Origin of the sequence: Streptomyces aurantiacus (genome assembly GCF_027107535.1) — a bacterium.
Taxonomy (GTDB): Bacteria; Actinomycetota; Actinomycetes; order Streptomycetales; family Streptomycetaceae; genus Streptomyces.
In genome coordinates, this window is the sequence record NZ_CP114283.1 from 1,694,789 (window position 1) to 1,720,044 (window position 25,256).

A 25,256-nucleotide genomic window follows, 5' to 3' on the forward strand; every position below is an offset into this window, starting at 1 on the left:
CACACCGGGATTGAGAGCGCTCTCAAGCGGCGCGCGCCCATTGTGCTGGCCCATGTGGCACGGGTCAACGGCCCTGACGGTTGCGGGCGTTGGGGGGGCGGGGACGGAGGGGGAGAGCCCGGCCCGGAGGGAAGGGGCCCGTCCACGCGAACGGCCCCCCACCCGATGGGCGAGGGGCCGAACCGCACGCTGAGCTGCGTGCTGCTCCCGTGGGCGCGGACGGTTTCGAACCGCCGACATCCGCCTTGTAAGGGCGGCGCTCTACCGCTGAGCTACGCGCCCGGGACGAGTCGACAGCCTACATTGCCCGGGGAGGTGCCCCGCAAACCCGTTCCCGGGGTTCTGCGGGCTGCCGGTTGATGCGGGGGTTTTCCCCACCCCTCATTCGGGAGCGGCCCGGATCCCTTGGCGGGGGCCGGATCCGTACGGTCGAAGTGTGTCCGGGTCACAGCGTGGGGCCGAGGGCGTTCGAATCTGGGGGAGTCCCGTCATGAGTGGTCGTCAGCGTTCTTCGAGCAGTGATGTGCGGCGTCCGGGCCGGTTCGGTGGGAGGGGGCGCCGGGTCTCCCTCGCCGCCACCGGGGTGGGTGTCCTCGCCGCGGGGCTGCTCGCCTCCGGGTGCGGTGCCAGCGCGGGGGACGACACGGACCCGGAGAAGCGTTCCTTCGCGCTCGACGGCCGGACGCTGACCGTCGACTCCGACGACTCGGCGCTGGAGCTGGTCGTGGCGGACGTGGAGAAGGTGGAGGTCACCCGGTGGTTCGAGGGCCGTGTCGCGATCGGCGGGGACCCCGAGGTGACCTGGGGGATGAAGGACGACACGCTCAAGCTCCGTATGCACTGCTCCGGTGTGGTCGCCGACTGCTCGGCCAAGCACCGCATCGTGGTGCCGCGCGGCGTGGCCGTCACGGTGAACGACGACGACGGCAGCGTGCGGGCCACCGGCTTCAAGGAGGCGCTCACCATCCGGGCGAGCGACGGATCCGTCCGGGTCGAGGATGCCTCCGGGCCGCTGACCCTGCGCACCGACGACGGCTCGGTGCACGCGACCGGCATCGGCTCCCGGCGCGTCGACGTGAACACCCACGACGGCTCCACCCGGCTCGAATTCGCCTCGGTCCCGGACCGGGTCTCGGCGCGCGGGCAGGACGGTTCGCTCACCATCGGGCTGCCGGACGCCACCTACCGTGTCGACGCCGACGCGGAAGACGGCTCCGTGGATGTGTCGGTACCCCGTGACAAGGGCAGCTCCCATGTGGTGTCAGCCCACACCGAGGACGGGAAAGTCACCGTGCGTACGGCGAACTAACCGGCCCGTGTGTTCGTCCTTACCTGGTGGGAGAATGGCACGGGGCACCGGGGCCGGACGGACCACAGCACGGGAGAGGGAAGTGACGGCGACACCTTCGCAGCCGTACACGCCGTTTGTGCCATGCGCACAGCAAGTACCTCCCTCCTGTGCCGATTTCGGGTCCGCGAGGACGCGCGGCGCCGGCCGCGACCTGCTGGCCCTCGTCCTCCTGCCGCTTCCACTGCTCGCGCTCGCCATGCCCGCCGCGTTCGCGGGCGGCGGCACCCGCCGGTGGTTCGGCGGGCGCTCCGAGAGCCAGCGGGCCGAGGCGCAGGCCGCGAAGGACGCCGCGGCGGCCGCGTTCTACGAACTCGACACGGCGCAGCGTGATCTGCGCATCTCGATCGAGACCATCACCGCCGTCGACGACTCCCCGGCGGCCCGCCGCGCGGTCGCCGACTTCGAGGCGCTCGGCCGGCGTATCGACGAGGCCAGCAGTACATACATCGGCGCGGTGGACGCCCACGATCTCGACCGCGACGACCTCGAGGCCTCCGTCGCCGCCCACGCACGCACGGAGCTGACCAAGGCCAAGGACGAGCTGGCCCGCGTCAAGCAGGAGCTGGACCGTTTCGAGCAGGGGCTCGGCCCGCTCCTCGGCAAGGCCGAGACGCAGCTCGCCCGCCTCGCCCCGGCCGTCGAGCGCGCCCGCCAGTCTCTGCTCGCCGCGTCGAACGCACTGGACGCCGTACGGGGATCGGGTCTCAAGGCCGACGACCTGGCCGCCCGCCTCGCCGCGCTGGCCCCCGAGCTGACCAAGCTCAACCAGGGCGCCGGGCAGCACGGTGTGCCCGAGACCCTGGAGCGGGCCGACCGGGTCGCGAGGGATGCCGGGACCGTGCGCGCGGAGGCCGAGCGGCTGCCGGAGCGGGCCACCGAGATCGACCGCCGTCTCGTCTCGCTGCGGACGCGCGCGCAGGCGCTCACCACGCGGTCCGGGCAGGTGGATCCGGTGCTCAGTGAGCTGCGGCGACGGTTCGCGGCCGCGTGCTGGCAGGACCTCCAGCATGTGCCGGACCAGTCCGCGGAGACCGTCCGCCGGGCCGAGCGGAAGCTGACGGAGGCGCGGGTCGCCCGCGAGGAGCAGCGCTGGGCGGACGCCACATCGCTGCTGTCCACGGTCCGGGCGCTGCTGAACACCACCGACGAGGCCGTCTCCGCGGCCGGGGACCGGCTGCGCCGCCTGAACGAGGTGTCGAAGGACCCGCAGCGGGAGATCGACCGTACGCGGTTCGCGATCCGGGACGCGCAGCGTCTCGCGATGGCCGGCCGCAGTACCCCGGACCCCCGGCAGGCGCGCCCCCTCGACGAGGCGGTGGCTCGTCTGGACCGCGCGATCGGCACGCTGGAGGGTCGGCACCCGGACTACTGGCACTTCCTGACCGAGCTGGAGGGTGTGCGCGGGTCGGTGTCCGGCGTGGTCTCACAGATCCGGGAAGAGCGCGGGGGCGGGGCCTGACCGACGGTCCGAGAGGCTCCGGGAGGGTCCGGGCGGTTCGGGGAGGGTCCTGAGGGGAGATTTCGGCGGTTGCGGAGAGCCTTCCCGCTGCCCGCCGGAAGCCGTGGTGAGAGGGCGTGCGGCGGCGCGTGGCCGAGTGCGCGGCCTCACGCGGGTCCCTGTTTCTCCCCCGCCTCCTGCGCGTCCGTTCCCCGTACGTCCGGCTCGCGTACGTCCGGCTCGCGTACGTCCGTCTCTCGTACGTGCTTGAGAGTCATCCGGGCATCCACCTTCTCCGCGGTCGTGACCTCCGACCAGAAACGGTGGCAGGTCACGTAGACGGCGAGCTCACGCTCGCGCTCCCGTAGCTTCTCCACCTCGGCCTGTTCGTCGGGTGTCCAGCCGGGGGAGGCGGGGCGCTCCACCTTGCGCCAGCCGTGGTCGTCACTGAAGCCGTCCAGGGGCTCGACCGACCAGGGAAGCCGCTTCAGCAGGGCCAGAAGCTCGGCCCGGACCTGATGCAGTTCCTCCTGACCGGCCAGGAGGTCGCTTGGGAACTCGTAGGTCGCAGCCACATGACAATGCTACGCCTGTTCGATTTTGGGATGCGAGTTTCCCGGGGGACTTCACGCGAACTGTGACTGGCGCATGCCGGGACGGGGTGCGCGGACCGTTGTTTCCGCTCGCGTTGTCAGTGCCGCGCGCGAGACTGGACGCATGTGCCGCAGCATCAAGACACTTCGTCCCCCGGTCCTTCCCGAAGAGGCCACGGAGGAGGACATCCGTGCCGCCGCTCTTCAGTACGTCCGCAAGGTCTCGGGGTTCCGCGCCCCGGCCGCCCACAACCGCGAGGTCTTCGACCGCGCGGTCGACGCGATCGCGGAGGCCACGGCCGAGCTGCTGGCCGGCCTGGAGGTGCGCGGGCAGACCGCTCCGCCCCACCGGGCGGCGGGCTGACCGCACGGTCCCGGGATGCCCGCCGGTACGGGCCGTCCGGCCGCCCGGTTGCCGCGGTCCCATGGCGGGTCGCTCGCCGGGCCCCGCTGTGGGGTGCCCTGACGACCGGCAGGGGTACCGGCGCCTCTGACAGGCCCCGGTGGTGTCGCTCCCTGTCCCGCCATACCTGGTCCCGCCCCGGGCCTCAGACGCTCGGGCCCGCCTCCGCCACGGGCACCGGCAGGGGTACCGGCAACGGCGACGGGCGTCGCATCAGGTACGCCGCCCCCGCCCCCGCCCCGAACAGCGCCACCAGCGAGATGCCCGACGCGAACCAGGTCGCGCCCAGCCACTGCCCGCCGAAGTAGCCGAGGGCGACGCTGTACGCGGCCCAGGCGAGGCCCGCGAGGATCGACCAGGGCAGGAACTCGCGGACGCGCCGGTGTGCGGCGCCCGCGCCGAGGGAGACGACCGAGCGGCCAGCGGGCGCGAAGCGGGCGAGGACGACCAGGGCGCCGCCGCCGCGTGTGAGGGCCGCGCCGAGACGTTCCTGCGCGCTGGTCAGGCGGCGGGAGCGGGCGATGGCCCGGTCCAGCCGCTCGCCGCCGCGCCAGGCCAGCCGGTACGCCACCAGGTCCCCGAGGACCGACGCGGTCGCGGCCGAGAGGATCAGCGACAGGATGTCCGGCACGTGCGCGGTCGCCGCGGCTCCGGTGCCGGCCGCGGCCGCCGTCGCCGCCGTGATGACGAGGACGCCGCTCGGCAGCACCGGCAGAAATACGTCGAAAAGGACCGACAGCGCCACTACGGCATAGATCCATTGGCTGTAGATCCAAGGGGTGCCGGACAGCGACCCCACACTCTCAAGCACCGAAACTCCCCTGTGTCTCCCCCGTAGGCCCGGACCGTGCCGCGTGCCCCGATGTTGCGGGGAGCGGCAGGAGCGGCCTGTGACAGCCATACAGCGTACGCCTCGAGTCCGACTGGAGATCCACAGGGGGATCGTGGGTTCGCCACACCATGTTCACCCGGCTGCCACGTCCCCGGGGCGGGCTGGTCGTACGTCCCGTACCAACGAATGGGGGTGACCGACGGTGTGAGGAGCGGATCCGGCGATGACGGCAGCAGCAGGAGCAACAGCAGCGACAGCGGGAGCAGAGGGAACTGCGAGGGCGGTGAGGTCGGCCGGAGTGGTGGTGCTCGTGGCCGGTGCTCTGGCATCGGTCGTGCTCACGGCAGGAGCGGCAGGAGCGGCAGGAGCGGCCGGCGCTTCGGACGCCCCGCGCCTCCCGCGGGTCCCGGGCGTCTCGCCGGGCACGGCCGGCGCGGGCGTCCCCGGCGAGGAGGGCGCGGGCGCGGAGATCGCCGGCCCGGATGCCACCGGTACGATCCCCGGCTACCGGATGCGGACGGATGCCCGCTTCGCTCCGCTCGGCGCCCTCGTTCCGTCGGCGGCCGTCACGTACGACACCGGGCTCGTGCCCGCCGCCTCGTGGATCGAGGTGAGTCAGCACAGCGAGGAGCGCGGGCGTACGACGGTGAGGCTGCGGGCGACGGGGCTGAAGCCGGGGCACGCGTACGGGGTGCATGTGCACCGCAACCCGTGCGGTACCGATCCGGCCGCGGCGGGCGGGCACTACCAGCACCGGCCGTCCACCGATCCCGCCGACGTGAACGCGGACAACGAGGTGTGGCTCGACTTCACCGCCGACGCCAAGGGCGCGGGCGGGGCGAGCGCGCGCCACGACTGGAACTTCCGGCGCGGTGAGGCCGCCTCCGTCGTGCTGCACGGCGAACAGGGCGGCTCCGGCGCGCGGCTGGCGTGCTTCACCGTGCCCTTCGGGTGGGCCACCTGAGAGCCCGTCAGGCCTGTCGGTTCGTCAGGTGCGGCGGTTCGACGGGCCTGACGGTTCGACGTTGCCTGACGACGCGACGGCGCCCGCCCCCGAGTGAGGGGACGGGCGCCGCCTGGAGTCGCACGTGCGGTGGTGCCGGCAACCGTGTCACCGATCGTGTGTCCGGTTGTGCGTCGGGTCGTACGTGCGTCAGGCCCTGACGGGCTCCGCGGAGCGCTTCTCCTCGGCCGTCGCGGACGAACGGCCCGCGAAGAGCCGGTCGAGGCCGAACGCGCCCGAGCCGGTGAAGACGAGCAGGAGCATCGACCAGCTGTACATGGCCGCGCCTTCACCGTTGTTGTCGATCGGCCACAGGGCCTCGGGCTGGTGGACCTTGAAGTACGCGTAGGCCATCGCGCCGGAGGCGATGAACGCCGCGATGCGGGTGCCGAGGCCGAGCAGGACCAGAGTGCCGCCGACGAGCTCGATGACAGCCGCGTACCAGTTGGGCCAGGCGCCCGTTTCGACGGTGGCGCCCTTGCCGTCCACGCCGCCGAGGACGCCGAGGAGCGATACGGCGCCGTGGCAGGCGAAGAGCAGGCCGATGACGATGCGGAACAGGCCGATGGCGTACGGCTGGGCGCTGTTGAGGCGTCCGGTCATGTGGGGGAACTCCTTCGGTCTGAGTACGGTCCCGGGGGGACCGGTAGGGGACGGAACCGAGTGAGTGCTCCACGTTAGGTGTGCCTGTTCAATGCTTGCAAGTTCAACTTTTGGCCATGGTTGAACCATCGAAGCGGGTGTCGAACAGGGCTCCACCCCCTGGCCGGCCTGGGCGGCGACCGCCCGAAGCGCGGCCCGGCGACGGCTCGTCGGTGTCCGGCGGGGTGACCTAGTCCACACGCGACCGGACCCCGGCCGCGGTCACCCGGTGCACATCATCCGGCCGTGCGCCGTTCACGAACTGCCTTCATTGCATGCATATTTGACGGAACGTCAGATATCGAGAGGCGGTGCCTGCCCGGTCCGCGCGAACAGCCCGTCGGCCCTTCGCCCGTCGGCGCCGCCGTCACTGCCGTGGCCGCGGACTAGCTGAGCTCCGATTCGGCGATCGTCCGCAGCCTGGCCCCGCCGTCGCGCTCCTCCCGCGCGTGGTCGAGCCGGAGCCGGGCCGAACGGCCGCGCAGGGTCAGCGTCATGAGCTGGTTGCCGAACCAGGGGCCCCCGGTCTTGCGCCAGTCGACGGGCGGGGGCGTGACCCTGCCGTGCCGGGCGAAGCGACGGCCGATGGCCCGGCCCACCCCGCTCCAGCCGAAGCGGAAGCCGATCTTGATGTAGGGCGGGATGGAGTTGTGGACGGGGGAGCAGGTCAGCTGGACCACCCGGGCGTCCGGCCCCGGCAGGCCCTTCCGCCAGACCGGCTCGGCGATGTACGCGTGGTGCACGTCCCCGGACAGCACGCACACCGTCGCCGGTGCCCCGGGACCCGAGCCGGCCTCGGCGATCAGCTCCGCCAGCGCGTCGAAGGACGACGGGAACGCCGCCCAGTGCTCCAGGTCGGCCGCCCGCCGGATCTTCTCCCCGCGCCGCTCCCAGCGCTCGCCCCGCTCGCCCCGGCACATCGCGGCGTTCCACGCTTCCGCGTCGTGCACGAGGTTGGGGAGCAGCCAGGGCAGCGAGGTGCCGATGAGGAGGTGGTCGTACGCGCCGGACTCGTCCAGTGCCTGCTCGCGCAGCCACGTCCACTCCTTCTCGTCGAGCATCGAACGGTTCTGCTCGTCGAGGACACGGGCGGCGCGGCTGTCGACCATCAGGAGGCGGGCGCGGCCGAAGTCGCGGCGGTAGCTCCAGCGGACCGAGGCAGGCTCGGCGTCGGCCTGGGCGGCGAAGTCGCGCAGGGCGTCCGTGCCGTCGGGCGTGGCGCGGACGGCCGCGTACAGGGGGTCCTCGGCGAGGTGGTCGGGGGAGAGGTTGCCGAGGTGCTGGTGGACCCAGTACGACATCAGGCCGCTCAGGACGCGCTCGCGCCACCAGGGCGTGGCCCGCATGTCGGTGACCCAGGCCTCGCTGGTGTTCCAGTCGTCGATGACATCGTGATCGTCGAAGATCATGCAGCTGGGCACCGTGGACAGCAGCCAGCGGACCTCGGGGTCGAGCCACGACTCGTAGTAGAGGTGCGTGTACTCCTCGTAGTCCGCGACCTCGGCGCCCGGCGGTTCGTGCAGACCGCGGCGGGCCTTCAGCCAGTGGCGGGTGGCCTTGGACACCTCGTCCGCGTACACCTGGTCGCCCAGCAGCAGCAGGACGTCCGGGCGCTCGCCCTGGGGGTCCTCGGCGATCCGGGCCGCGAGGGTGTCCAGGGCGTCCGGGCCCACCGGGTCCTTCTCGCCTGCGGGCGGCGAGGCCCAGCGGCAGGAGCCGAAGGCGACCTGGGCGGTCTCCTGGCCGTCCACCGGGGTGTGGATGGCGGAGGGCGGGAACGGAGAGTCGGGCAGGGGCCAGACCTGCGCCCCGTCGAGCAGGACCTCGTACGCGGAAGTCGTGCCCGGTGTCAGTCCGGTCACGTGGACCAGGGCGTAGTGATGGCCCGCGATCTGGAAGGTGCGGCTCTCACCGCCGCCGCCGTCCGCGCAGCGCACCTCGGCGGTGCACGGACGGCTCGCCTCGACCCAGACGGTCGCGGACGAGCCGTCGACGTACCTCAGCAGTGGACCCAGGCGCAGATTCGCCACGTGATCACCCTCCTCCATCGCCCCGTACGGTACGGAACGACGGAGCCCGGTGGGGAGATTCCGGCGAGAGATCACGGGAGATCCTGGGAACTTTCGGTCAGCAGCCGCTGAGGACCGAGCTGAGCTTGCTCTTCTCCGCGGAGTCGACGGACAGGTCGTAGTAGTACTTCACCTGGACCCAGGCGCGCACGTAGGTGCAGGCGTAGGCGGTGCGGGACGGCATCCACTCGGCGGGGTCCTGGTCGCTCTTCGACTGGTTCACGTTGTCCGTGACGGCGATGAGCTGGGGGCGCGTCAGGTCGTTGGCGAAGGCCTGGCGCTGCGAGGTGGTCCAGCTGTCGGCGCCGGAGTCCCAGGCCTCGGCCAGCGGCACGAGGTGGTCGATGTCGAGGTCGGCGGCCGCGGTCCAGGTCGCGCCGTCGTAGACGGAGTACCAGCTGCCGCTGGTGGCCGCGCAGGCGGAGCTGGTGACGACGTTCGTACCGTCACGCTTGAGGACCGTCTCGCGGGTGTTGCACGTGCCGCTGATGGTGATCCAGTGCGGGAAGAGGTCACGGTTGTAGCCGGTGCGGTCCTCGGTCGCCACGGTGAGCGAGGCGAGGTAGGTACGGGCGGTGGCGGCGCTGACCGGGGTGGGCAGGGCGGCCGAGGCGGCCGGGCCGTTGAAGAGCCCGGCCATGGCTATCAGTCCGGTGAAGGCGGCGGCTAGACTCAACCGTCGACGCGCGTAGAACCTGGGCATGCGAACTCCCTTGGGGCGGGGGGAAGTTGACCAGCGGGCGACTGAATGCTCGCGGTGGCCGGTTTCCGGGAGATGAGCGTCAGGTGAGAAGTTAATGACGCGCGCATGACACGACAAGGTTTATGGCGGGACTTTCGGGTCGGGCCGCCCGGTTTGTCGTGCCCTTGTGCGGAATGAGTCCCCGGGGATGGTGGCGGGATGGCCCCTTTGTTTTGTACCGTGGAGGAACAAAGTGGCTCCCGTCCGTTCTCCCTGACCGGCGGGCGGGGCCGCCTTGTTCCCCCGGGGCCGCGCGTGGCCCCCTCTTCCACGCTTTGGAGCATGCCGATGACGGCCACGACCGTGCTGACCGCCCGTGCCCTGCTGCTGGACATGGACGGCACCCTCGTCAACTCGGACGCCGTCGTCGAGCGCGTCTGGCGCGGCTGGGCCGACCGGCACGGGCTCGACGGGGACGAGGTCATGAAGGTCGTCCACGGACGGCAGGGGTACGCGTCGATGGCCGTGCTGCTGCCGAGCCGCTCCATGGAACAGAACCACGCGGACAACGCGCGCATGCTCGCCGAGGAGACCGCCGACATGGACGGGGTCGTGGCGATCCCCGGGGCCGCGGAGTTCCTGGCCTCTCTGCGCGGGGTGCCGCACGCGCTCGTGACGTCCGCGGATGTGGCACTGTCCACCGCGCGAATGGGGGCGGCGGGACTGGAGCTGCCCGAGCTGCGGATCACCGCCGAGTCCGTCGGGGCGAGCAAGCCGGATCCCGAAGGGTTTCTGAAGGCGGCGGCCGAGTTGGGTGCATCGCCCGAGGACTGTGTGGTGTTCGAGGACTCGGGGGCGGGGATCTCGGCGGGGCGCTCCGCCGGGATGCGGGTGGTCGGGGTGGGGCCCCGGGCCGGGTTTCATCGGCCGGATGTGGTGGTGCGGGATCTTCGGCAGGTTCGGGTCGAGGTCGTCGAGGGTGTCGAAGGTGCTGAGGGTGGGGCGGTTCGGCTGCACGTGGGGTGACGTGCGGGTTGACGGGGGTCGGCTCGGGGTGCCGGGTGCTGCGGGGCGGGCGCGGGTGCTCCGTGGTCGACCGCGCAGGCCCCCGCGCTCCTGAGGGGGCGGGGCTGCGGGTGGGCTCTCGTGCGGGTGGGTGGGGGTTTGGCGCGCAGTTCCCCGGGCCCCTGAAGAGGGCGGGGCTACGGTTCTGATGTTTCCGTTTCCAGGCGGTTCCGGGTTTCTTCGGTGTATACGCCCGGTTCATCGTTGATGCCTCGGGTGAGCTGGTAGTTGCGTACGGCGTTCTCGGTCCGGTTGTCGTAGTCGCCGTCCGAGTCGCCCACGAAGAGCGCCAACTGCTGCAGGCGCAGCTGGAGTTCGGTGACCTCGGGGCCGGTGTCGCCGCGGCGCAGCACCGGCTGCACGCCCTTCTCCGGTGGGCCCGAGGGCGGCGGGGTGGTACCGGTCGGGGAGTCGGCCGACGGCGTGCTCGACGTGGTGGCCGCCCGGGACGGGGTGGGCGGGGCGGCCGGCTGTGTGGCCGACGGTGTGACGCTCGCGCTGGGCGACGCGGACGGGGAGGCCGACGGCGAGGGGCTCGGCGACGCGGAGGCGGACGGGGACGACTCGTCCACGGACGTGTCCGGCACGCTCGCCCGTATGTCGTCCGGCGCGGCGCTATCCCGCGACGGCGACTCGTACGAGAACAGCCCGCTCGCGAACCCGGCGGCCGCGACCACGACGGCGGTGGCGCCGGCGCCCACGAGCGCGAAACGGCGGCGCCGGCTCGGGGGCTCGGTGGAGTCGTCCGGGAAGTCGGCGGGAGCGGCGGCGGGGGCCGGATCGGGGCCGGGTGGCCGGGTATCGAAGAGATGGGTGCCGACCGGGTGCGGCAGGGCTGCCACGCGGGGCAGCCGCGAGGTCGCGTCGGTGTCGGCGAACGCGTCGGCGGGGTGGGCCCCCGGAGTGCCGGACGCCCCAAAGGCTTCGAGCGGACTCTGATGCTCCGGTGAGCCCGGTGAGCCCGGTGAGCCCGGTGAGTCACGTAGGTCCGGTGGGCCGTGCAGGCCCGTGTGGCCGGCCGAGGGCATGGGTGTCGTGAGGGGTTCCCGGCCGCCGGGCCCCGCGTGGTCCTGCGGCCCTGGACGGCCCCCGGTTCCGTACGGGACGGAGCCGTCGGTGCCGTACGAGGCGGGTGCCCCGGTGTACGGGCTCCTCGTGCCGCCCGTGCTTCCGTGCCCGGCGAAACTCCCGGCGCCGGACGGCCCTTCGCTCGCGGTGCCGGTCGGGGCCGCGGGCTCGGCCGACCGCGTGCGGGGCCCGGGGTGGTCCTCAGTGCTCGCCGGTTCGGTGGAGGCGCCCGGGGATCCGGCGTCGGCCGAGGTGTCCCGTACCCCCAGGTCCACGTAGGGGCGGATGCGCAGCGGGTCGAAGTCCTCCGCGGCGGCCGCCTCGGCGGTACGGGTCTCCAGGAGCTCGTCCGCCGCTCTGCGGGCGCAGCCGCAGGCGGGGGAGCCCCCCGACTCCCGAGGTGTCCCGCATTCCGGACATATATGACCGCTCCGGTCACTCATGTGTGGATCCCTCCCCGTTCGAACACCAGCGATTATGCAGACCCCCTCCACACAATCTCCCGGATACCCCCGGAATCCAGGGCTCCTGGCTGGATTCAACAGGCCATAACCGGTCACACCGACCAGGATGGAAGAGCAACGGGATTCTCGTGGCCGGGAGGTCTTCATGGCCGGGGACGCGCATGGTTCGGACGGCGTGAACACACGGAAGACATCCCGCGACGCCCGGAACCGTCCACGCGGCGCACCGGCCGGTCAGGAGCGGAAGCCGGGCGGTGTCCTCGTCCCGATCGGGGCGCTGCTCCTGGGGCTGCTGCTCGCCGCGCTCGACCAGACGATCGTGTCGACCGCGCTGCCGACCATCGTCAGCGACCTCGGCGGCCTGGACCACCTTTCGTGGGTCGTCACGGCGTACCTGCTGGCGTCCACGGCCGCCACCCCGCTCTGGGGCAAGCTCGGTGACCAGTACGGACGCAAGAAGCTGTTCCAGATCGCTGTCGTGATCTTCCTCATCGGCTCCGCGCTGTGCGGCATGGCGCAGAACATGCCCCAGCTGATCGCCTTCCGTGCCCTCCAGGGCCTCGGCGGCGGCGGACTCATCGTGCTGTCGATGGCGATCGTCGGCGACCTCGTCTCCCCTCGCGAACGGGGCAAGTACCAGGGCCTGTTCGGTGCGGTCTTCGGCGCGACCAGCGTCCTCGGGCCGTTGCTCGGCGGCCTGTTCACCGAGCACCTGAGCTGGCGCTGGGTCTTCTACGTCAACCTTCCCGTCGGGATCGTCGCGCTCGCCGTCATCGCCGCCGCCCTGCACATCCCGGTCCGTTCCCGGCGGCACACGATCGACTACCTCGGCACGCTCCTGATCGCGTCCGTCGCCACCTGTCTGGTCCTCGTCGCCTCGCTCGGCGGCAACACCTGGGCGTGGGACTCGCCGCAGATCGTCGCGCTCGCCGTACTGGGCGCCGTGCTCATCGTGGTCTTCGTGGCGGTCGAGCGCCGCGCCGCCGAACCGGTGCTCCCGCTGAAGCTGTTCCGGATCCGCACCTTCACCCTCGCCGCGGTGATCAGCTTCGTCGTCGGCTTCGCGATGTTCGGCGCCATGACGTACCTGCCGACGTTCCTCCAGGTCGTCCAGGGTGTTTCGCCCACCATGTCGGGCGTGCACATGCTGCCGATGGTGGCCGGACTGCTGATCTCGTCGACCGTCTCCGGGCAGATCGTCAGCCGCACGGGCCGCTGGAAGGTGTTCCCCATCGCGGGCACGGCCGTGACGGCCCTCGGGCTGCTGCTCCTCCACCGCCTCGACATGGACAGCTCCACGGGCGAGATGAGCGCGTACTTCCTCGTGTTCGGCCTGGGACTCGGCCTGGTCATGCAGGTTCTCGTCCTGATCGTGCAGAACGCCGTCTCGTACGAGGATCTGGGCGTCGCGACCTCCGGCGCCACCTTCTTCCGCTCCATCGGCGCCTCGTTCGGTGTCGCCATCTTCGGCTCGGTCTTCGCGAGCCGCCTGAGCGACGAACTCGCCACCGTCCTGCGCGGCCAGGAGCTCCCGCCGGGCCTGGGCGCCGACGCGCTGAAATCCGATCCGAAGATCATCGCCGACCTGCCGCCCGCACTCCGGGCACCCGTCGTAGAGGCGTACTCCGTTTCCATCACGGACGTCTTCCTGTACGCGGCCCCGGTCGCCCTCGTCGGGTTCGTGCTCGCCTGGTTCCTGCGCGAGGACCGGCTGCGCGCCTCGGTGACGGCGCCCGACGCCACCCAGACCCTCGCCAGCAACCCCGTGGAACGCACCTCGTACGACGAGGTGTGCCGCGCGCTGTCCGTGCTCGGCACCCGGGAGGGGCGGCGGCAGATCTACGAGAAGATCACCGCCCGGGCCGGGTACGACCTGCTGCCCGGCGCGAGCTGGCTGCTGCTGCGCATCCGGCGTCACGGCTGGGCCGAACCGGCCACTCTCGCCGAACGCAGCTCGGTTCCCCTGCACATCGTCATCGCGGCCGCACGCCAGGTGGAGGAGCGGCGTCTCGCCGTGCGCGAGGGCCTCGAACTCGTCCTCACCGAGCAGGGCCGTGAGGTGGCCGAGAAACTGGCCGGGGCCCGGGAGGACTCCCTCGCCGAACTCCTCGGCGACTGGTGGGGACCGGACCGGCCCACCGACCTCACCCAGCTGGTGGCGGAGCTGAACGCCGAGATGTGCGGTTCCGACGAGGAGCGGCCGCACGACGGGGCGGCGCCCGGGCCGGCCGGCCGGGCCTGGCTCGGCAAGTGAGGCGCCCCGGCGCCGCCTTGCACCACCGCGACGGACGGGAACCGTCCCGGGAGCGTCCTGACCGGCGCCGCCCCTTCTTCCGAATGTGACTGTTGCCGTTTGGACGGCCCACTCCGGGCAACCCGGGCAGAGAAGCGGCCCACTGGGGCCCACTGGGCCCAGAACCCGGAAGGCAATCCATGTCCACAGGCGTGATCATCGTTTTGATCGTGGTCGCGGTGGCCCTAGTCGCCGCCGTGATCGCACGGCTCGTGATGGCCCGCGGTGCGGGCGGCGGGCGAGGCCTGAAGCGGCGCTTCGGGCCCGAGTACGACCGGGCGGTCGCCCGGCACGACGGCGACACCAAGGCTGCCGAACGCGAGCTCGAGGAGCGCGTGGAGCGGCACGGGTCGCTGCGTACGCAGCCGCTGGACCCCGCGGCGCAGGACCGGTACACGGTCCGCTGGACCGCGATCCAGGAGCAGTTCGTCGACTCGCCGCGTGACGCGGTCGTCGAGGCGGACCGGCTGCTCGCCGAGGTGGCGGGCGCGCGCGGCTTCCCGGACGGTGGCCGCTACGAGGAGCAGCTCTCCGCGCTCTCCGTGCACCACGCGCACCACGTGAACGGCTACCGACGCGTCCACCTGGCCGCGCACGCGAACGGCGCGGACGCCGGCCGGGTCGGTACCGAGGAACTGCGTGAGGCCCTGGTCGAGGCACGGGCCCTCTTCGAGGACCTGACGACCTCCGGCCGCGACGACAGGGCGCGGCTGGGCAAGGCCGAACAGGGCGACGCGGAAGCAGCCGCGACCTCCCGGACCGACAGCTCCCGCGGCCGTTCGCACTCGCCGTGGGCGCTCAACAGGCGTCATGTAAAGGGGAGTTGAGAGCTATGCCGGACAACAACGCGGCTGGACCGTCCAGGGATCAGCGCAGCGAGCGGGACGACGTGACGAGGACGCCGGGAACGGGTGGCGCGAGCAAATCCGGCGGTGGCGGTGACGCGGTGCGAGAGAGTGTGATCGGGCGCGAGGGATCCGGTACGCGTACCGGCGCTGCCTCTGCGGTCCCCGGCACGCCCGCCGGCGTGGGTGAGCGTGAGACCTCGCCCCGCGCCCCCGAGGGCGTCGGGGCACGGGCCGGGTCGGGCACGCGTGACGGCGTCCTGGGCGGCCGTGACACGGCGGGCCAGGACGGTGTCCGCGGCGGCCGGGACTCGGCGGGCCGCGAGAGCGTTCCGGCCCGTCCGGACTCGGTGGAACGCGACGGTTCACCGGCTCACGAGGGCGGCATCTCCGGCCCGGCGGGAGCGGGTGCGCACGAGGACGGCCACGGCGGCCGGAGCGTGGCGTCCCGCGACGGCGACCTCGGTGCCGGGACGAGGACGAGCGGCGGGAGCACCGAGAACGTCGGCGGGCGGCTCATGCCCCACGACGAGGGCGACAAGTGGTCGCTGCGGCTGCAGCACGCGGTCACCGCGTTCGTCGACGAGCCGCGCGGCTCGGTCGAGGAGGCGGACCAGGTGCTGCAGGAGGTCACGGAGCGGTTCGCCGACGCCGTGACCCAGCGACGACGCACCCTGCGTACGTCCTGGCAGACCACCGGCGACGACAAGGCCGACACGGAGCAGCTGAGGCTGGCCCTGCGGGACTACCGCGAACTGGCCGAACGGCTCCTGAAGATGTGACCCACCCGCCACCGCCAACTCCGTTGCGCGGCAGGTGACTTGGCTGGATCAGATGGAACGGCCCCGTCCGGGCGACGTGCGGACGGGACACGAGTGGGCCCCGCCCGGCACATCGCCCGGACGGGGCCCACTCGTGTCGGCCGCGGAGCGTCCCGCCCCCGGAGTGTCAGCCCGCGCGGCGCTTGTGCCACTCGCGGACGATCTCCTCCACGTCGTACGGCTTGAGGCCCAGCGGCGGTCCGGGTGGCGGCTTGAACATCATCTCGCGGATCCTCGCGTTGATCTCCGTGACGATCCGGCGCACCACCCGCTCCGAGGGCGCCCCGGCGGCCTCCTCCAGCGCGTCCTCCGCCTCCTTGCGCAACGCCAGTGTCGGGGGCAGTACGGACATGCCCTCGCGGGCCATCTTCTGCTTGATCCACCACAGTTCGTCGTACGACGTGTCGGGTCCGCTCGGCAGCGGCCTGCCCGCACCGGCGAGTTCGGTGAACTCGCCGCGGGCCTCCGCCTCGCGGATCTGTTTGTCGATCCAGGACTCGAAGCTGACACCGGGAGGCTTGCGCTCGGTCATGCGTCCATTGTGCCGGAGGGCGCGAGAGCGCCCCGAGCGGTATGCGACTGTGCGGGACGCTGCACGTCCGGGCGATTTATCATTCGGCGGCGGTACGTCGCCGGGCATCGACAGTGTCCCGGCGCGGCACGACTGGAATCGCGGGAACGCGCGGGAACGAAGGAGCGCACGTGCTCGAACTCACCATGGCCTCGGTGTCCGGGACGGACGCCGGCGCGACGGCCGGAATGCAGATGGCCGACGCGCCGAGCGAGCCGGGCGCCATGCTGCGGGTGGGGCGCGACCGGGGCGCTTGCCGCCTCGCGACGCCCGACGACTGGCTGTTCGTCTCCCGGGTCCACCTGGAGTTCCTGTGCGGACCCGAGGGGACCTGGCAGGTGACCTGGCTGCGGGGCACGCACGACGACCCGTCGTCCGAGGTGCGGTTCGCGCTGGTGGGCGGGGCCCCGCAGGCGCTCCCGTACGGCGGGACGGCGAAGCTGCCGCCGGGCGGTGCCGGCGAGATCGTCATCCAGGACCGCACGGGTCCGTGCAGCGTGAACGTGGGCTTCTACCACGAGGCCTGAGAACCCCGGGCGCGACGGTCCCGCGCCCGGTCGTGGGCGGAAGGGGCCGGTGCCCCGACGCGAGCGGAAGGGGCCCGTGCCGGGGCGTGAGCCGCGCCTACGGCAGGACGCGCGCCAGCGCGAACCCGTCGTACCCCTTCGCTCCCACCGTCTGGATCGCCGTGGCACTCAGTCCGGGGTGCCCGGCGAAGAGTTCGAGGGCCTCGCGGGTGCCCCGCACGCTCGGGTCGTCGCCGGTGGCGTCGGTGACGGCGCCGCCCCGGACGACGTTGTCGAGGATGATCAGGCCGCCCGGGCGGGAGAGTTTCAGCGACCACTCCACGTAGCGCGGGTTGTTCACCTTGTCCGCGTCGATGAAGACCAGGTCGAAGGGGGCGGTCTGCTCCTCGGCCAGCTTCGCCAGGCTGTCCAGGGCGGGCCCCACACGGACCTCGGTGATCTTGTCCAGGCCGGCGCGGGCGAGGTTGCGCCGGGCCACCTCGGCGTGATGTCCGCTGTACTCCAGGGTGATCAGACGGCCGTCCTGCGGGAGGGCGCGGGCCAGCCAGATGGTGCTGTACCCGCCGAGCGTGCCGATCTCCAGGATGCGGGTCGCACCCTGGACCGCGGCGAGGAGGTGCAGCAGCTTGCCCTGGGGCGGGGCGACGTTGATCGGCGGCAGCCCGGCGGCGTCACTGTCGCGCAGCGCGTCACCCAGGGCGGCGTCCGGCGGGGTGAAGAGGCCGGTGAAGTAGTCGTCCACGTCGTGCCAGAGCTGCGGATCGGTCATGCGGCATACCTTTCGCCTGCCTAGTTAGACGACCTAACTAGTTGCGTCGCCGAATATAGCCGGTCACCGGCACGTTGACTGGTTGTATTTCCGTCACGCCCGCGCGTCGCGGCGTGCCGGGGATCCGCATCGGCCGTACAACACCTTCATCCGGACAAAAGGCTGGAGGACGTCAGGTGAAGTGGGGGTTGCCCGCGTCTCACGTCGGGGGTGGTGCGAGCCTCGTATGGTTCGGACAGGAAACAGGCGCACGCGACTCATGGGACTCATGGGATGCAGGGGACGAACGGGGCGGGAGGGCCGACGGCGCGTGGCGAACGTGGAGCACGGTGGGCGACCAGGTGACGCTTTCGGGGCGACGGGGCTCGGGGCGGCGAAGGCACGACTGGGCATGGTCCGCGCGGGCCTGTGGCTGGTCGCCGCCGTGCTGGCCGTACGGCAGGTCGCCGTTGTCCTGAGCACGCCGAAAGGTGAACGGCTGACGGACCTGGAGACCTGGGTCGGCCCCGACGGCGTGCTGCATGTGAACGGATCGCTGTACGACTCGACGCGGTTCACGGGCACACCGCTGGGCGGACTCGTCCTCAAACCCCTCACCCGGGCGGCCGAACAGGCCCTCGGCTGGGGCTGGACCTTCGGCACGCTGCTGCTGGTCGCGGCCCTCGGCCTGGTCGCCGCCCGCGCACTGCCGCAGCCCGTGAGCCGTCGTACGGCCTTCCTGGCCGCTCCGGTCGCGATCACCCTCCTGATGCTGTCGCTGCCCGTGCGCAACACGCTGTATCTCGGCCAGACCAGCATCATCCCCGTCCTGCTGGTGCTCCTCGGATGCTTCGCCGTGCGCGGGGAACGGGCGAGCGGGGTACTCATCGGCCTCGCGGCGGCCCTGCAGCCGACCGTGCTCCTCTTCGCGCCGCTCCTGTGGTTCACCGGGCGCCGCCGGGCCGCCGCCTCCACCGGACTCACCTTCGCCGCGCTCACGGCGCTCGCGTGGGCGGCGATGCCCCACGACTCGTACACGTACTGGGTGCACCATCTGGCCGGGGTCGGCCTCGGCCTGCCCGCCGACGACCTCGCCAACCAGTCGCTGCACGGGGCGCTGCTGCGGATCGGCGTCGAGGGCCCGCCGGAGATCGCGCTCTTCCTGGCACTGGGCACGGCCGTCGCCGTGCTCGGACTGCGCCGCGCCGTGCGCTACGCCCGCGACGGGCAGCTGCTGCTCGCCGTCGCGATCACCGGCTGTGTCGCCGTCCTCGTGTCGCCGACGACCTGGCAGCACCAGCTGCTGTGGGTGCTGCTCGCGCTGGTCGGCCGGGTCGGGAAGAAGGCGGGTGACCGGTACGTGTGGCCGGTCGCCGTCATCCTGGTGATGACGCTGCCGGCGAAGATGATGCTGCCGAACATGGAGTCGCTCTACCCGCTGCGCGACAACGTCGTCCTGCTCGCCGCACTCGCCGCGGCGACCGCCGTGCCGTTCCTGTCGCGTACGTCCGAGTACTACCGCTCGCCGGTCCCGACGCGGTATGCGCAGCCCGTGCCCACCCGGTGGAAGCGGGTGCCCCTGCTGCCGTTCCTGCGCCGGGTCCTCACCCGGCCGAACCTGCTCCTCGAACTGCTGCTGATCCGCGTCGGCTACTCCGCCTACCAGCAGGTCAGACTCGCGGCGACCGGTGGCACCAACAGCGGCGGCCGGGCCACCGCCGAGCAGCACGGCGAGCAGATCCACTCGATCGAGAAGTTCTTCTTCATCGACATCGAGCACTGGGTCAACCACGCGGTCGTGCGGGTGGGGTGGCTGGAGGACTTCTTCAACTTCTACTACACGTCGTTCCACTTCGTGGTGCCGCTGAGCGTCCTCGGCGTCCTGTACGTCCGCCGGCCCGCCGACTACCGCTGGGCCCGTTCGGCGCTCGGCTTCGCCACGCTGTTCGCGCTCGTCGGGTTCTGGCTCTACCCGCTGGCCCCGCCGCGGCTGATGCCGGGTCTCGGCTTCATCGACACCGTGCACGGTGTGCAGGACTTCACCCAGCCGGACTACGGGACGCTGACCGCGCTCACCAACCAGTACGCGGCGATGCCCTCGCTGCACTTCGGCTGGTCCCTGTGGTGCGGGCTCGTCATCGCGATCCTCGCCCCCCGGTGGTGGATGAAGGCACTCGGCCTGCTGCACCCGCTGTTCACGGTCTCCGCGATCGTCGCGACCGGCAACCACTGGGTGCTGGACGCGGTGGGCGGCGCGGCCGTCGTCGGTGCCGGCTTCGCGCTGACCCACCTGCTCCAGGGACCGAGGCCGCGGCCGCTCACGGAACCTGCCGAGGAGGCCGGCATCGCGGAGCCGGTCCCGGCGAAGGACCGTACCCCGAGCTGATCCGGTACTCGCCCGGCTCAGTCACCGTCAGCCGCGTGAACTCGCCCTGCTTGTCGAGGCAGCCGCCCTCGGCGTACAGCCAGGGCGAGAAGGCGACCCGCACGGTCACCGGGCCGGGGCGCGGGACACGCACCACGATCTCGGCGCTGTCGGCCCGCAGGACCGTGGCGGGCGGCGACACCAGCGGCACCGCCCCGCGGACCCGGTAGATCCGCCAGTTCGCGTCCCGCCACACCGGCTCCAGCCACGGGGTGCCGCCCCTGACCAGACGCGCCTCGTCCTCCGCGAAGCCGTCCGGCTTCCCGGAGGGCAGCACGACGAAGCCGACCGCCCACCGGTCCAGCCAGGCCCGGTACGTCTTCTCCGAGAACGTCCCGTCGTAGAAGAGGCGGCCGCGCTCCATGTCCAGCTGCCGGTTCCAGCCCCGTGCGAGGTTGACGTGCGGGGCCAGCGCGGTGGCCTCGCGGTGGTTGCGGGCCGGGACCACCTCGACCCGGGTGCGGTCGGCGCCGAGCCGGTCGAGGGCCTCCACGACGCTGGTCGTGTCATGGGCCCAGGCGGGCACCACCGTCGACACCTCCAGATCGTCGACGGTCTTCTTGCCCACCCAGCACACGGAGAAGACCAGCGCCATCGTGAGCGCGACGCGCCTTCGTCTGTCGCTGCGCCACCGGTGGGCGTCGGCCTTCGAGGTGTTCCGGGAGCCCGGCACCGCGAGCAGCGCGGCCAGCAGGGCGGCGGGCGCGAACAGTTCCGCGAGGCGTTCCACGTTCGTGCCGACGGGCGAGGGGACCAGATACGTGAGAACCGTCCCGGCCGCGTACACGACGGCGCCCCAGCGTAGTACCCGCCATCCGCGCGGGGCCAGCGTCAGCACGACGACGCCGATCACCGCCGGCGGCCAGATGCGGGCGGCGGGCATCAGCTGCTCCCCGGTGAACGGGAAGAGCAGGGTGGTCGCGCCCACCACCACGACCGGGGGCACGATCAGCGCGGCGGCCCGGCCCGGGTCCCGCACGAGGGCGTGGCCGGCTCCCGCGACGACCAGGAACAGGCCTGCCACCGGGCTCGCCATGGCCGAGAGCGCCGCGTACACCACAGCCTGCGGTATCCGCCGCTCGCGGGTCAGCAGCAGGCAGGCGGCGAGCCCGAAGGCGACTCCGAGCGCGAACGTCGTACGCCCCGACGCGACGTTGCACCACAGCGCGAGCGACGCGAGCAGCGCCGGGCCGAGGGGGCGGCGGATCCCCGTACGGACGATGAGCGCCGCGGCCAGCCAGGCGGCCAGCAGCCCGGCCGCCACGGTGACCGTCCGCACGCCGCAGGCGGCCATCAGATAGGGCGAGATCAGGCTGTAGTTGGCGGTGTGCATCCCGCCGTACCAGAAGAGGCTGTACGCCGAGTCGCCGTGCCGGGACGCGAAGTCCGCCCAGGCCTCCTGGGCCGCCAGATCACCGCCGCCGGTGGCGAGGAACAGCCACCACACGACGTACAGCGGCACGGTCGCGAGGGTGGCGAGGAGGGGCACACGGTGCCGGCCCAGAACCGGCCGGAGGTCCCGCTTCCGCAAGGAGCCGACGCCTTCCGCCCGGTTGGGGGACGGTTCGGCTGCGACCACGGCTCGGCGTTTCCGTTCGAAGTCTTCGAAGGTGTGCGTTGTCTGTGCCACCCGTGAAGACGTGCCAGGGAGTGGAAACGTTCCTCCCGCCCGGGTCCGGTTGGACCCGGGGGAGGCAGGGGCGCGGCGTAGGGGGGAATGCCCCTGCCTCCCACGAAGCGGGTCACCGGCGGCTCAACCGGCGCTGACCTGCAGTTCCTTGACGCCGTTGATCCAGGCCGAGCGCAGTCGGCGCGGGGCCCCGACCAGACGCAGGCCGGGCATCGCGTCGGCGATCGCGTTGAAGATGAGGTCGATCTCCAGGGTGGCCAGGGACTTGCCGAGGCAGAAGTGCGGGCCGCCGCCCCCGAATCCGAGGTGCGGGTTCGGGTCTCGGTTGATGTCGAAGACCTCCGGCGTGTCGAAGACCTCCGGGTCGTTGTTGGCGGACGAGTAGAAGATGCCGACGCGGTCGCCCTTCCTGATCAGCTTGCCGCCCAGCTCGGTGTCCTGGGTCGCCGTGCGCTGGAAGGAGACGACGGGTGTCGCCCAGCGGACGATCTCCTCTGCGGCGGTCGCCGGGCGCTCCCGCTTGTAGAGGTCCCACTGGTCGGGGTGGGTGAGGAAGGCGTGCATGCCGTGCGTGATGGCGTTGCGGGTCGTCTCGTTGCCGGCGACGGCCAGCATCAGCACGAAGAAGCCGAACTCGTCGGAGGCGAGGTTGCCCTCGTCCTCGGCGGCCACCAGCGTGGTGACGATGTCCTTGGCGGGGCACTGCTTGCGGTCGGCGGACATGTTCATCGCGTAGGCGAGGATCTCGGTGGCCGACTCCTGGCCGACCTCCTCGGTGATCGCGTACTCCGGGTCGTCGTACGCGATCATCTTGTTGGACCAGTCGAAGATCTTGGCGCGGTCGTCCTGCGGGATGCCGATCAGTTCGGCTATCGCCTGCAGGGGCAGCTCACAGGCGACCTGGGTGACGAAGTCGAAGGAACCGCCGGGGCCGGCGTCCGCGAGCGCGGTCTCGACGATCCGGACCGCGCGGCCGCGCAGGTTCTCCTCCAGGGCGCGGATGGCGCGGGGGGTGAAGCCCCGCTGGACGATCTGGCGGACCCGGGTGTGCTCGGGCGGGTCCATGTTGAGCAGGATCAGCCGCTGGGCGTCGATCGCGTCGCGCTCCATGTGCTCGTTGAAGCGGATGATCGCGGTGTTGAGGGTGGAGGAGAACAACTCGGGGTGCGTGGAGACGTACTTGACGTCGGCGTGCCGGGTGACGGCCCAGTAGCCCTCGTCCTCGAAGCCTGCGAGATTGGGCGGCTGGGGTATCCAGCGCACCGGTTCGGCCTGACGCAGCTCGGCGAACTCCGGGAGGGGCACGCGGTGGTGCAGCAGATCGGGGTCGGTGAAATCGAACCCGTCGGGCAGCGCTGGACAGGGCATCGGCAACTCCAGGTCGTGCGACGGTCGGGTTCTGTGCTGGTGGTGTGCGGGTGACCGTCGGGTTCTGACGGCCCATCAGGAACCGGGAATTGCCGTGAAGGTAGTAACGGGTTCTACAAGAGGCAAGAGGTGCGGCACCCCGAATTCCGTGCGGGATCGGTGCAGATCGCGACTTCGGGAGCTGCACGACCCTTGCGGTGGCGGACGCCGTGTCAGCAGACTGCAGGCAGAACTAGAACGCGTACTAGTTCAGCGTGGCGGGTGGGCCGGGACGCCCGCGCCGCGCGGGTGACCCGAGGAGAGGAACTCCCCATGGCCGCGGAACCCGTGATCGTCGAAGCCGTACGCACGCCCATCGGCAAGCGCGGCGGCGCGCTCGCCAACCTGCATCCCTCCTATCTGCTGGGCGAGACCTACCGTGAACTGCTCGGCCGTACCGGCATCCACGCGGACTGCGTCGAGCAGATCGTCGGCGGTACGGTGACGCACGCCGGTGAGCAGTCCATGAACCCCGCCCGCACGGCCTGGCTGGCCATGGGGCTGCCGTACGAGACGGCGGCGACGACGGTCGACTGCCAGTGCGGCTCCTCGCAGCAGGCCTCGCACATGGTCGCCAACATGGTCGCGGCGGGCGTGATCGACGTCGGCATCTCGTGCGGCGTCGAGGCCATGTCGCGGGTGCCGCTGGGCTCCGGGTCCAAGCACGGGCCGGGCAAGCCGTTCCCCGACGAGTGGAGCGTGGACCTGCCGAACCAGTTCGAGGCGGCGGAGCGCATCGCACGCCGTCGCGGTCTCACCCGCGCACACGTCGACTCGCTGGGGCTCGTCTCGCAGGAGCGGGCCGAGATCGCCTGGTCCGAGGAGCGCTTCAAGCGCGAGACGTTCGCCGTGCAGGTGCCCACGACGGAGGACGAGCAGAGTGCCGGGCAGGGCATGTGGCGGCTCGTCGACCGGGACGAGGGGCTGCGCGACACCTCCATGGAGGCTCTGGCGCGCCTGAAGCCGGTCATGCCGACGGCCGTCCACACGGCGGGCAACTCGTCACAGATCTCCGACGGAGCGTCCGCGATCATGTGGGCGTCCAAGCGGATGGCGCGGGCGCTGAAGCTGCGGCCGCGCGCCCGGATCGTCGCCCAGGCGCTGGTGGGCTCCGACCCGCACTTCCACCTCGACGGGCCGATCGACGCGACGAAGGCCGTGCTGGGCAAGGCCGGGATGTCCCTGAAGGACATCGACATCGTCGAGATCAACGAGGCCTTCGCCTCCGTGGTGCTGAGCTGGACCCAGGTCTTCGAACAGGACCTGGAGAAGGTGAACGTGAACGGCGGCGCGATAGCACTGGGTCACCCGGTGGGGGCGACGGGGGCGCGGCTCATCATCACGGCGCTTCACGAACTGGAGCGGCGGGACAAGGAGTTCGCGCTCATCACGATGTGCGCGGGCGGGGCGCTGGCCACGGGGACGATCATCCAGCGGTTGTAGCGGTTGTAGCGGTTGTAGCGGTTGTCCGTTGTCTCTGCGGCGCTCATGCGGCCTCCGGTCGGGGATGGGGCCGGTGGCCGCAAGTTCACCACGGACGGCCCTCGGGGCTCCGGACGTGTCCCGCCGGCGCATGGCGAAGGCGGCGGCCCGGGGATCGGGGCCGCCGCCTTCGCGTACGGGGGTGTCGTGCGGGCCGGTCAGTACCAGCCGTTGGCCTGCCAGAAGTTCCAGGCGCCGACGGGGCTGCCGTAGCGGGACTTCATGTAGTCGAGGCCCCACTCGATCTGGGTCTTCGGGTTCGTCTTCCAGTCGGATCCGGCCGAAGCCATCTTCGAGCCCGGCAGGGCCTGGACCAGGCCGTAGGCGCCGGAGGAGGCGTTCGTGGCGTCGACGTCCCAGCCGCTCTCGTGCTCGACGATCTTGGCGAACGCCTTGTACTGGGCGTCGTTGTGGATCATCTTCTGCGCGATCGCCTTGGCCGAGGCGGAGGTGGCCGCCGTAGGGGTGGCGGCCTGGGCGGGAGACGCCGCGATCACCATGCCGGTGGTGGCGAGTGCCACGGCTGCACCGGTGAGGGCCTGCTTCGGGGAGGCGATGCGACGAATGCGGGTGGAGAAGGACACGGAGAACCTTTTTCTTCGGGGACGGGACGGTCGCTCGTACGCCGTGACGTGCAGCCCTGGCATGCGGCGGCGCCGAGGCCCGGATGGGCACGTCGGCGCCTTGCGACTCCTCCAGAGAACCAGGCCGACAAGGCGTCCGCAATGACCCCTTTTGCTAGTTGTGGTCGTATGTGCCGGAAAAGGTCCTTCTGTGACGTGGCTCTCAATCCGCAGGTCAGAGCAGGAAACGATGTGGGCATGACAGGCCAAAAGATCTACGATCGCGCTTCGTCGAGGACCAAGGTCCTGTGGGCCGCCTCACGGCCGGTGTAAC

The 25,256-nt window shown here is 71.7% G+C and carries 22 protein-coding genes and 1 tRNA gene; 11 read left to right on the top strand and 12 right to left on the bottom strand.

Annotation, left to right across the window (positions count from 1 at the left end):
- Positions 1–210: 210 nt before the first annotated feature.
- Positions 211–282 (bottom strand) — tRNA-Val (locus tag O1Q96_RS09150).
- A 208-nt stretch (positions 283–490) separates the two neighbouring features.
- Between O1Q96_RS09150 and O1Q96_RS09155 the strand changes: the two genes are divergently transcribed.
- Positions 491–1,309 carry a DUF4097 family beta strand repeat-containing protein gene (locus O1Q96_RS09155; protein WP_269247678.1) on the top strand — a complete coding sequence of 273 codons (819 nt, stop codon included), beginning with the start codon at positions 491–493 and terminating at the stop codon, positions 1,307–1,309.
- Between the two features lie 82 nt (positions 1,310–1,391).
- On the top strand, positions 1,392–2,810 hold the full coding sequence (locus O1Q96_RS09160; protein WP_269247679.1) for a coiled-coil domain-containing protein: 1,419 nt from the start codon (positions 1,392–1,394) through the stop codon (positions 2,808–2,810).
- 146 nt (positions 2,811–2,956) lie between these two features.
- Here the strand turns inward: O1Q96_RS09160 and O1Q96_RS09165 are convergent, their stop codons facing one another.
- Positions 2,957–3,364 carry a hypothetical protein gene (locus tag O1Q96_RS09165; protein ID WP_269247680.1) on the bottom strand — a complete coding sequence of 136 codons (408 nt, stop codon included), beginning with the start codon at positions 3,362–3,364 and terminating at the stop codon, positions 2,957–2,959.
- Between the two features lie 142 nt (positions 3,365–3,506).
- Between O1Q96_RS09165 and O1Q96_RS09170 the strand changes: the two genes are divergently transcribed.
- On the top strand, positions 3,507–3,746 hold the full coding sequence (locus O1Q96_RS09170; protein WP_269247681.1) for a DUF2277 domain-containing protein: 240 nt from the start codon (positions 3,507–3,509) through the stop codon (positions 3,744–3,746).
- 184 nt (positions 3,747–3,930) lie between these two features.
- On the opposite strand, the gene O1Q96_RS09175 is transcribed toward O1Q96_RS09170, so the two are convergent.
- Positions 3,931–4,596, bottom strand: coding sequence for a DedA family protein (locus tag O1Q96_RS09175; RefSeq protein ID WP_269247682.1), 666 nt, complete (start codon positions 4,594–4,596; stop codon positions 3,931–3,933).
- A gap of 304 nt (positions 4,597–4,900) precedes the next feature.
- Here O1Q96_RS09175 and O1Q96_RS09180 point away from each other — a divergent pair, with 304 nt between their 5' ends.
- Positions 4,901–5,581 carry a superoxide dismutase family protein gene (locus O1Q96_RS09180; protein ID WP_269247683.1) on the top strand — a complete coding sequence of 227 codons (681 nt, stop codon included), beginning with the start codon at positions 4,901–4,903 and terminating at the stop codon, positions 5,579–5,581.
- Between the two features lie 189 nt (positions 5,582–5,770).
- On the opposite strand, the gene O1Q96_RS09185 is transcribed toward O1Q96_RS09180, so the two are convergent.
- The 3 genes from O1Q96_RS09185 to O1Q96_RS09195 form a co-directional block, all read right to left on the bottom strand.
- Positions 5,771–6,223, bottom strand: a complete 453-nt coding sequence (locus tag O1Q96_RS09185) for a DoxX family protein (RefSeq protein ID WP_269247684.1) — start codon at positions 6,221–6,223, stop codon at positions 5,771–5,773.
- Between the two features lie 425 nt (positions 6,224–6,648).
- Positions 6,649–8,292 carry an alkaline phosphatase D family protein gene (locus O1Q96_RS09190; RefSeq protein ID WP_269247685.1) on the bottom strand — a complete coding sequence of 548 codons (1,644 nt, stop codon included), beginning with the start codon at positions 8,290–8,292 and terminating at the stop codon, positions 6,649–6,651.
- Positions 8,293–8,389: 97 nt separating this feature from the next.
- Positions 8,390–9,034: an HNH endonuclease family protein gene (locus O1Q96_RS09195; protein ID WP_269247686.1), complete on the bottom strand. Its 645-nt coding sequence runs from the start codon at positions 9,032–9,034 to the stop codon at positions 8,390–8,392.
- A 321-nt stretch (positions 9,035–9,355) separates the two neighbouring features.
- Between O1Q96_RS09195 and O1Q96_RS09200 the strand changes: the two genes are divergently transcribed.
- Positions 9,356–10,039, top strand: coding sequence for an HAD family hydrolase (locus tag O1Q96_RS09200; protein WP_269247687.1), 684 nt, complete (start codon positions 9,356–9,358; stop codon positions 10,037–10,039).
- Between the two features lie 176 nt (positions 10,040–10,215).
- Here O1Q96_RS09200 and O1Q96_RS09205 read toward each other — a convergent pair whose 3' ends face one another.
- A complete protein-coding gene (locus O1Q96_RS09205; protein ID WP_269247688.1) occupies positions 10,216–11,421 on the bottom strand; it encodes a peptidoglycan-binding domain-containing protein in 1,206 nt (401 codons plus the stop codon).
- A gap of 334 nt (positions 11,422–11,755) precedes the next feature.
- On the opposite strand from O1Q96_RS09205, the gene O1Q96_RS09210 reads away from it, so the two are divergent.
- The 3 genes from O1Q96_RS09210 to O1Q96_RS09220 all read left to right on the top strand — a co-directional run bounded on the left by O1Q96_RS09210 (position 11,756) and on the right by O1Q96_RS09220 (position 15,530).
- Positions 11,756–13,864 (top strand): MDR family MFS transporter, encoded by a 2,109-nt coding sequence (locus O1Q96_RS09210; RefSeq protein WP_269247689.1) that lies wholly within the window; start codon positions 11,756–11,758, stop codon positions 13,862–13,864.
- Positions 13,865–14,043: 179 nt separating this feature from the next.
- Positions 14,044–14,730 (top strand): hypothetical protein, encoded by a 687-nt coding sequence (locus tag O1Q96_RS09215; RefSeq protein WP_269247690.1) that lies wholly within the window; start codon positions 14,044–14,046, stop codon positions 14,728–14,730.
- Between the two features lie 200 nt (positions 14,731–14,930).
- Positions 14,931–15,530 carry a hypothetical protein gene (locus O1Q96_RS09220; protein WP_269247691.1) on the top strand — a complete coding sequence of 200 codons (600 nt, stop codon included), beginning with the start codon at positions 14,931–14,933 and terminating at the stop codon, positions 15,528–15,530.
- A 166-nt stretch (positions 15,531–15,696) separates the two neighbouring features.
- On the opposite strand, the gene O1Q96_RS09225 is transcribed toward O1Q96_RS09220, so the two are convergent.
- Positions 15,697–16,101 carry a DnaJ family domain-containing protein gene (locus O1Q96_RS09225; protein ID WP_269247692.1) on the bottom strand — a complete coding sequence of 135 codons (405 nt, stop codon included), beginning with the start codon at positions 16,099–16,101 and terminating at the stop codon, positions 15,697–15,699.
- Positions 16,102–16,271: 170 nt separating this feature from the next.
- Between O1Q96_RS09225 and O1Q96_RS09230 the strand changes: the two genes are divergently transcribed.
- On the top strand, positions 16,272–16,667 hold the full coding sequence (locus O1Q96_RS09230; RefSeq protein WP_269247693.1) for a hypothetical protein: 396 nt from the start codon (positions 16,272–16,274) through the stop codon (positions 16,665–16,667).
- A gap of 97 nt (positions 16,668–16,764) precedes the next feature.
- On the opposite strand, the gene O1Q96_RS09235 is transcribed toward O1Q96_RS09230, so the two are convergent.
- Entirely contained in the window at positions 16,765–17,436 is a 672-nt protein-coding gene (locus tag O1Q96_RS09235; protein ID WP_269247694.1) for an O-methyltransferase, read from the bottom strand.
- A 310-nt stretch (positions 17,437–17,746) separates the two neighbouring features.
- On the opposite strand from O1Q96_RS09235, the gene O1Q96_RS09240 reads away from it, so the two are divergent.
- Complete coding sequence (locus O1Q96_RS09240) at positions 17,747–19,801, top strand: bifunctional glycosyltransferase 87/phosphatase PAP2 family protein (protein WP_269247695.1); 2,055 nt, start codon at positions 17,747–17,749, stop codon at positions 19,799–19,801.
- Here the strand turns inward: O1Q96_RS09240 and O1Q96_RS09245 are convergent.
- Entirely contained in the window at positions 19,734–21,419 is a 1,686-nt protein-coding gene (locus O1Q96_RS09245; RefSeq protein WP_419586577.1) for a hypothetical protein, read from the bottom strand. The genes O1Q96_RS09240 and O1Q96_RS09245 overlap by 68 nt on opposite strands.
- Before the next feature lie 174 nt (positions 21,420–21,593).
- Positions 21,594–22,838 carry a cytochrome P450 gene (locus O1Q96_RS09250; RefSeq protein WP_269247697.1) on the bottom strand — a complete coding sequence of 415 codons (1,245 nt, stop codon included), beginning with the start codon at positions 22,836–22,838 and terminating at the stop codon, positions 21,594–21,596.
- A 312-nt stretch (positions 22,839–23,150) separates the two neighbouring features.
- On the opposite strand from O1Q96_RS09250, the gene O1Q96_RS09255 reads away from it, so the two are divergent.
- The gene (locus O1Q96_RS09255) at positions 23,151–24,320 is read left to right on the top strand and encodes a steroid 3-ketoacyl-CoA thiolase (RefSeq protein ID WP_269247698.1); all 1,170 of its coding nucleotides are present in this window, start codon (positions 23,151–23,153) and stop codon (positions 24,318–24,320) included.
- A gap of 197 nt (positions 24,321–24,517) precedes the next feature.
- On the opposite strand, the gene O1Q96_RS09260 is transcribed toward O1Q96_RS09255, so the two are convergent.
- Entirely contained in the window at positions 24,518–25,006 is a 489-nt protein-coding gene (locus O1Q96_RS09260; protein WP_419586580.1) for an aggregation-promoting factor C-terminal-like domain-containing protein, read from the bottom strand.
- Positions 25,007–25,256 lie beyond the last annotated feature (250 nt).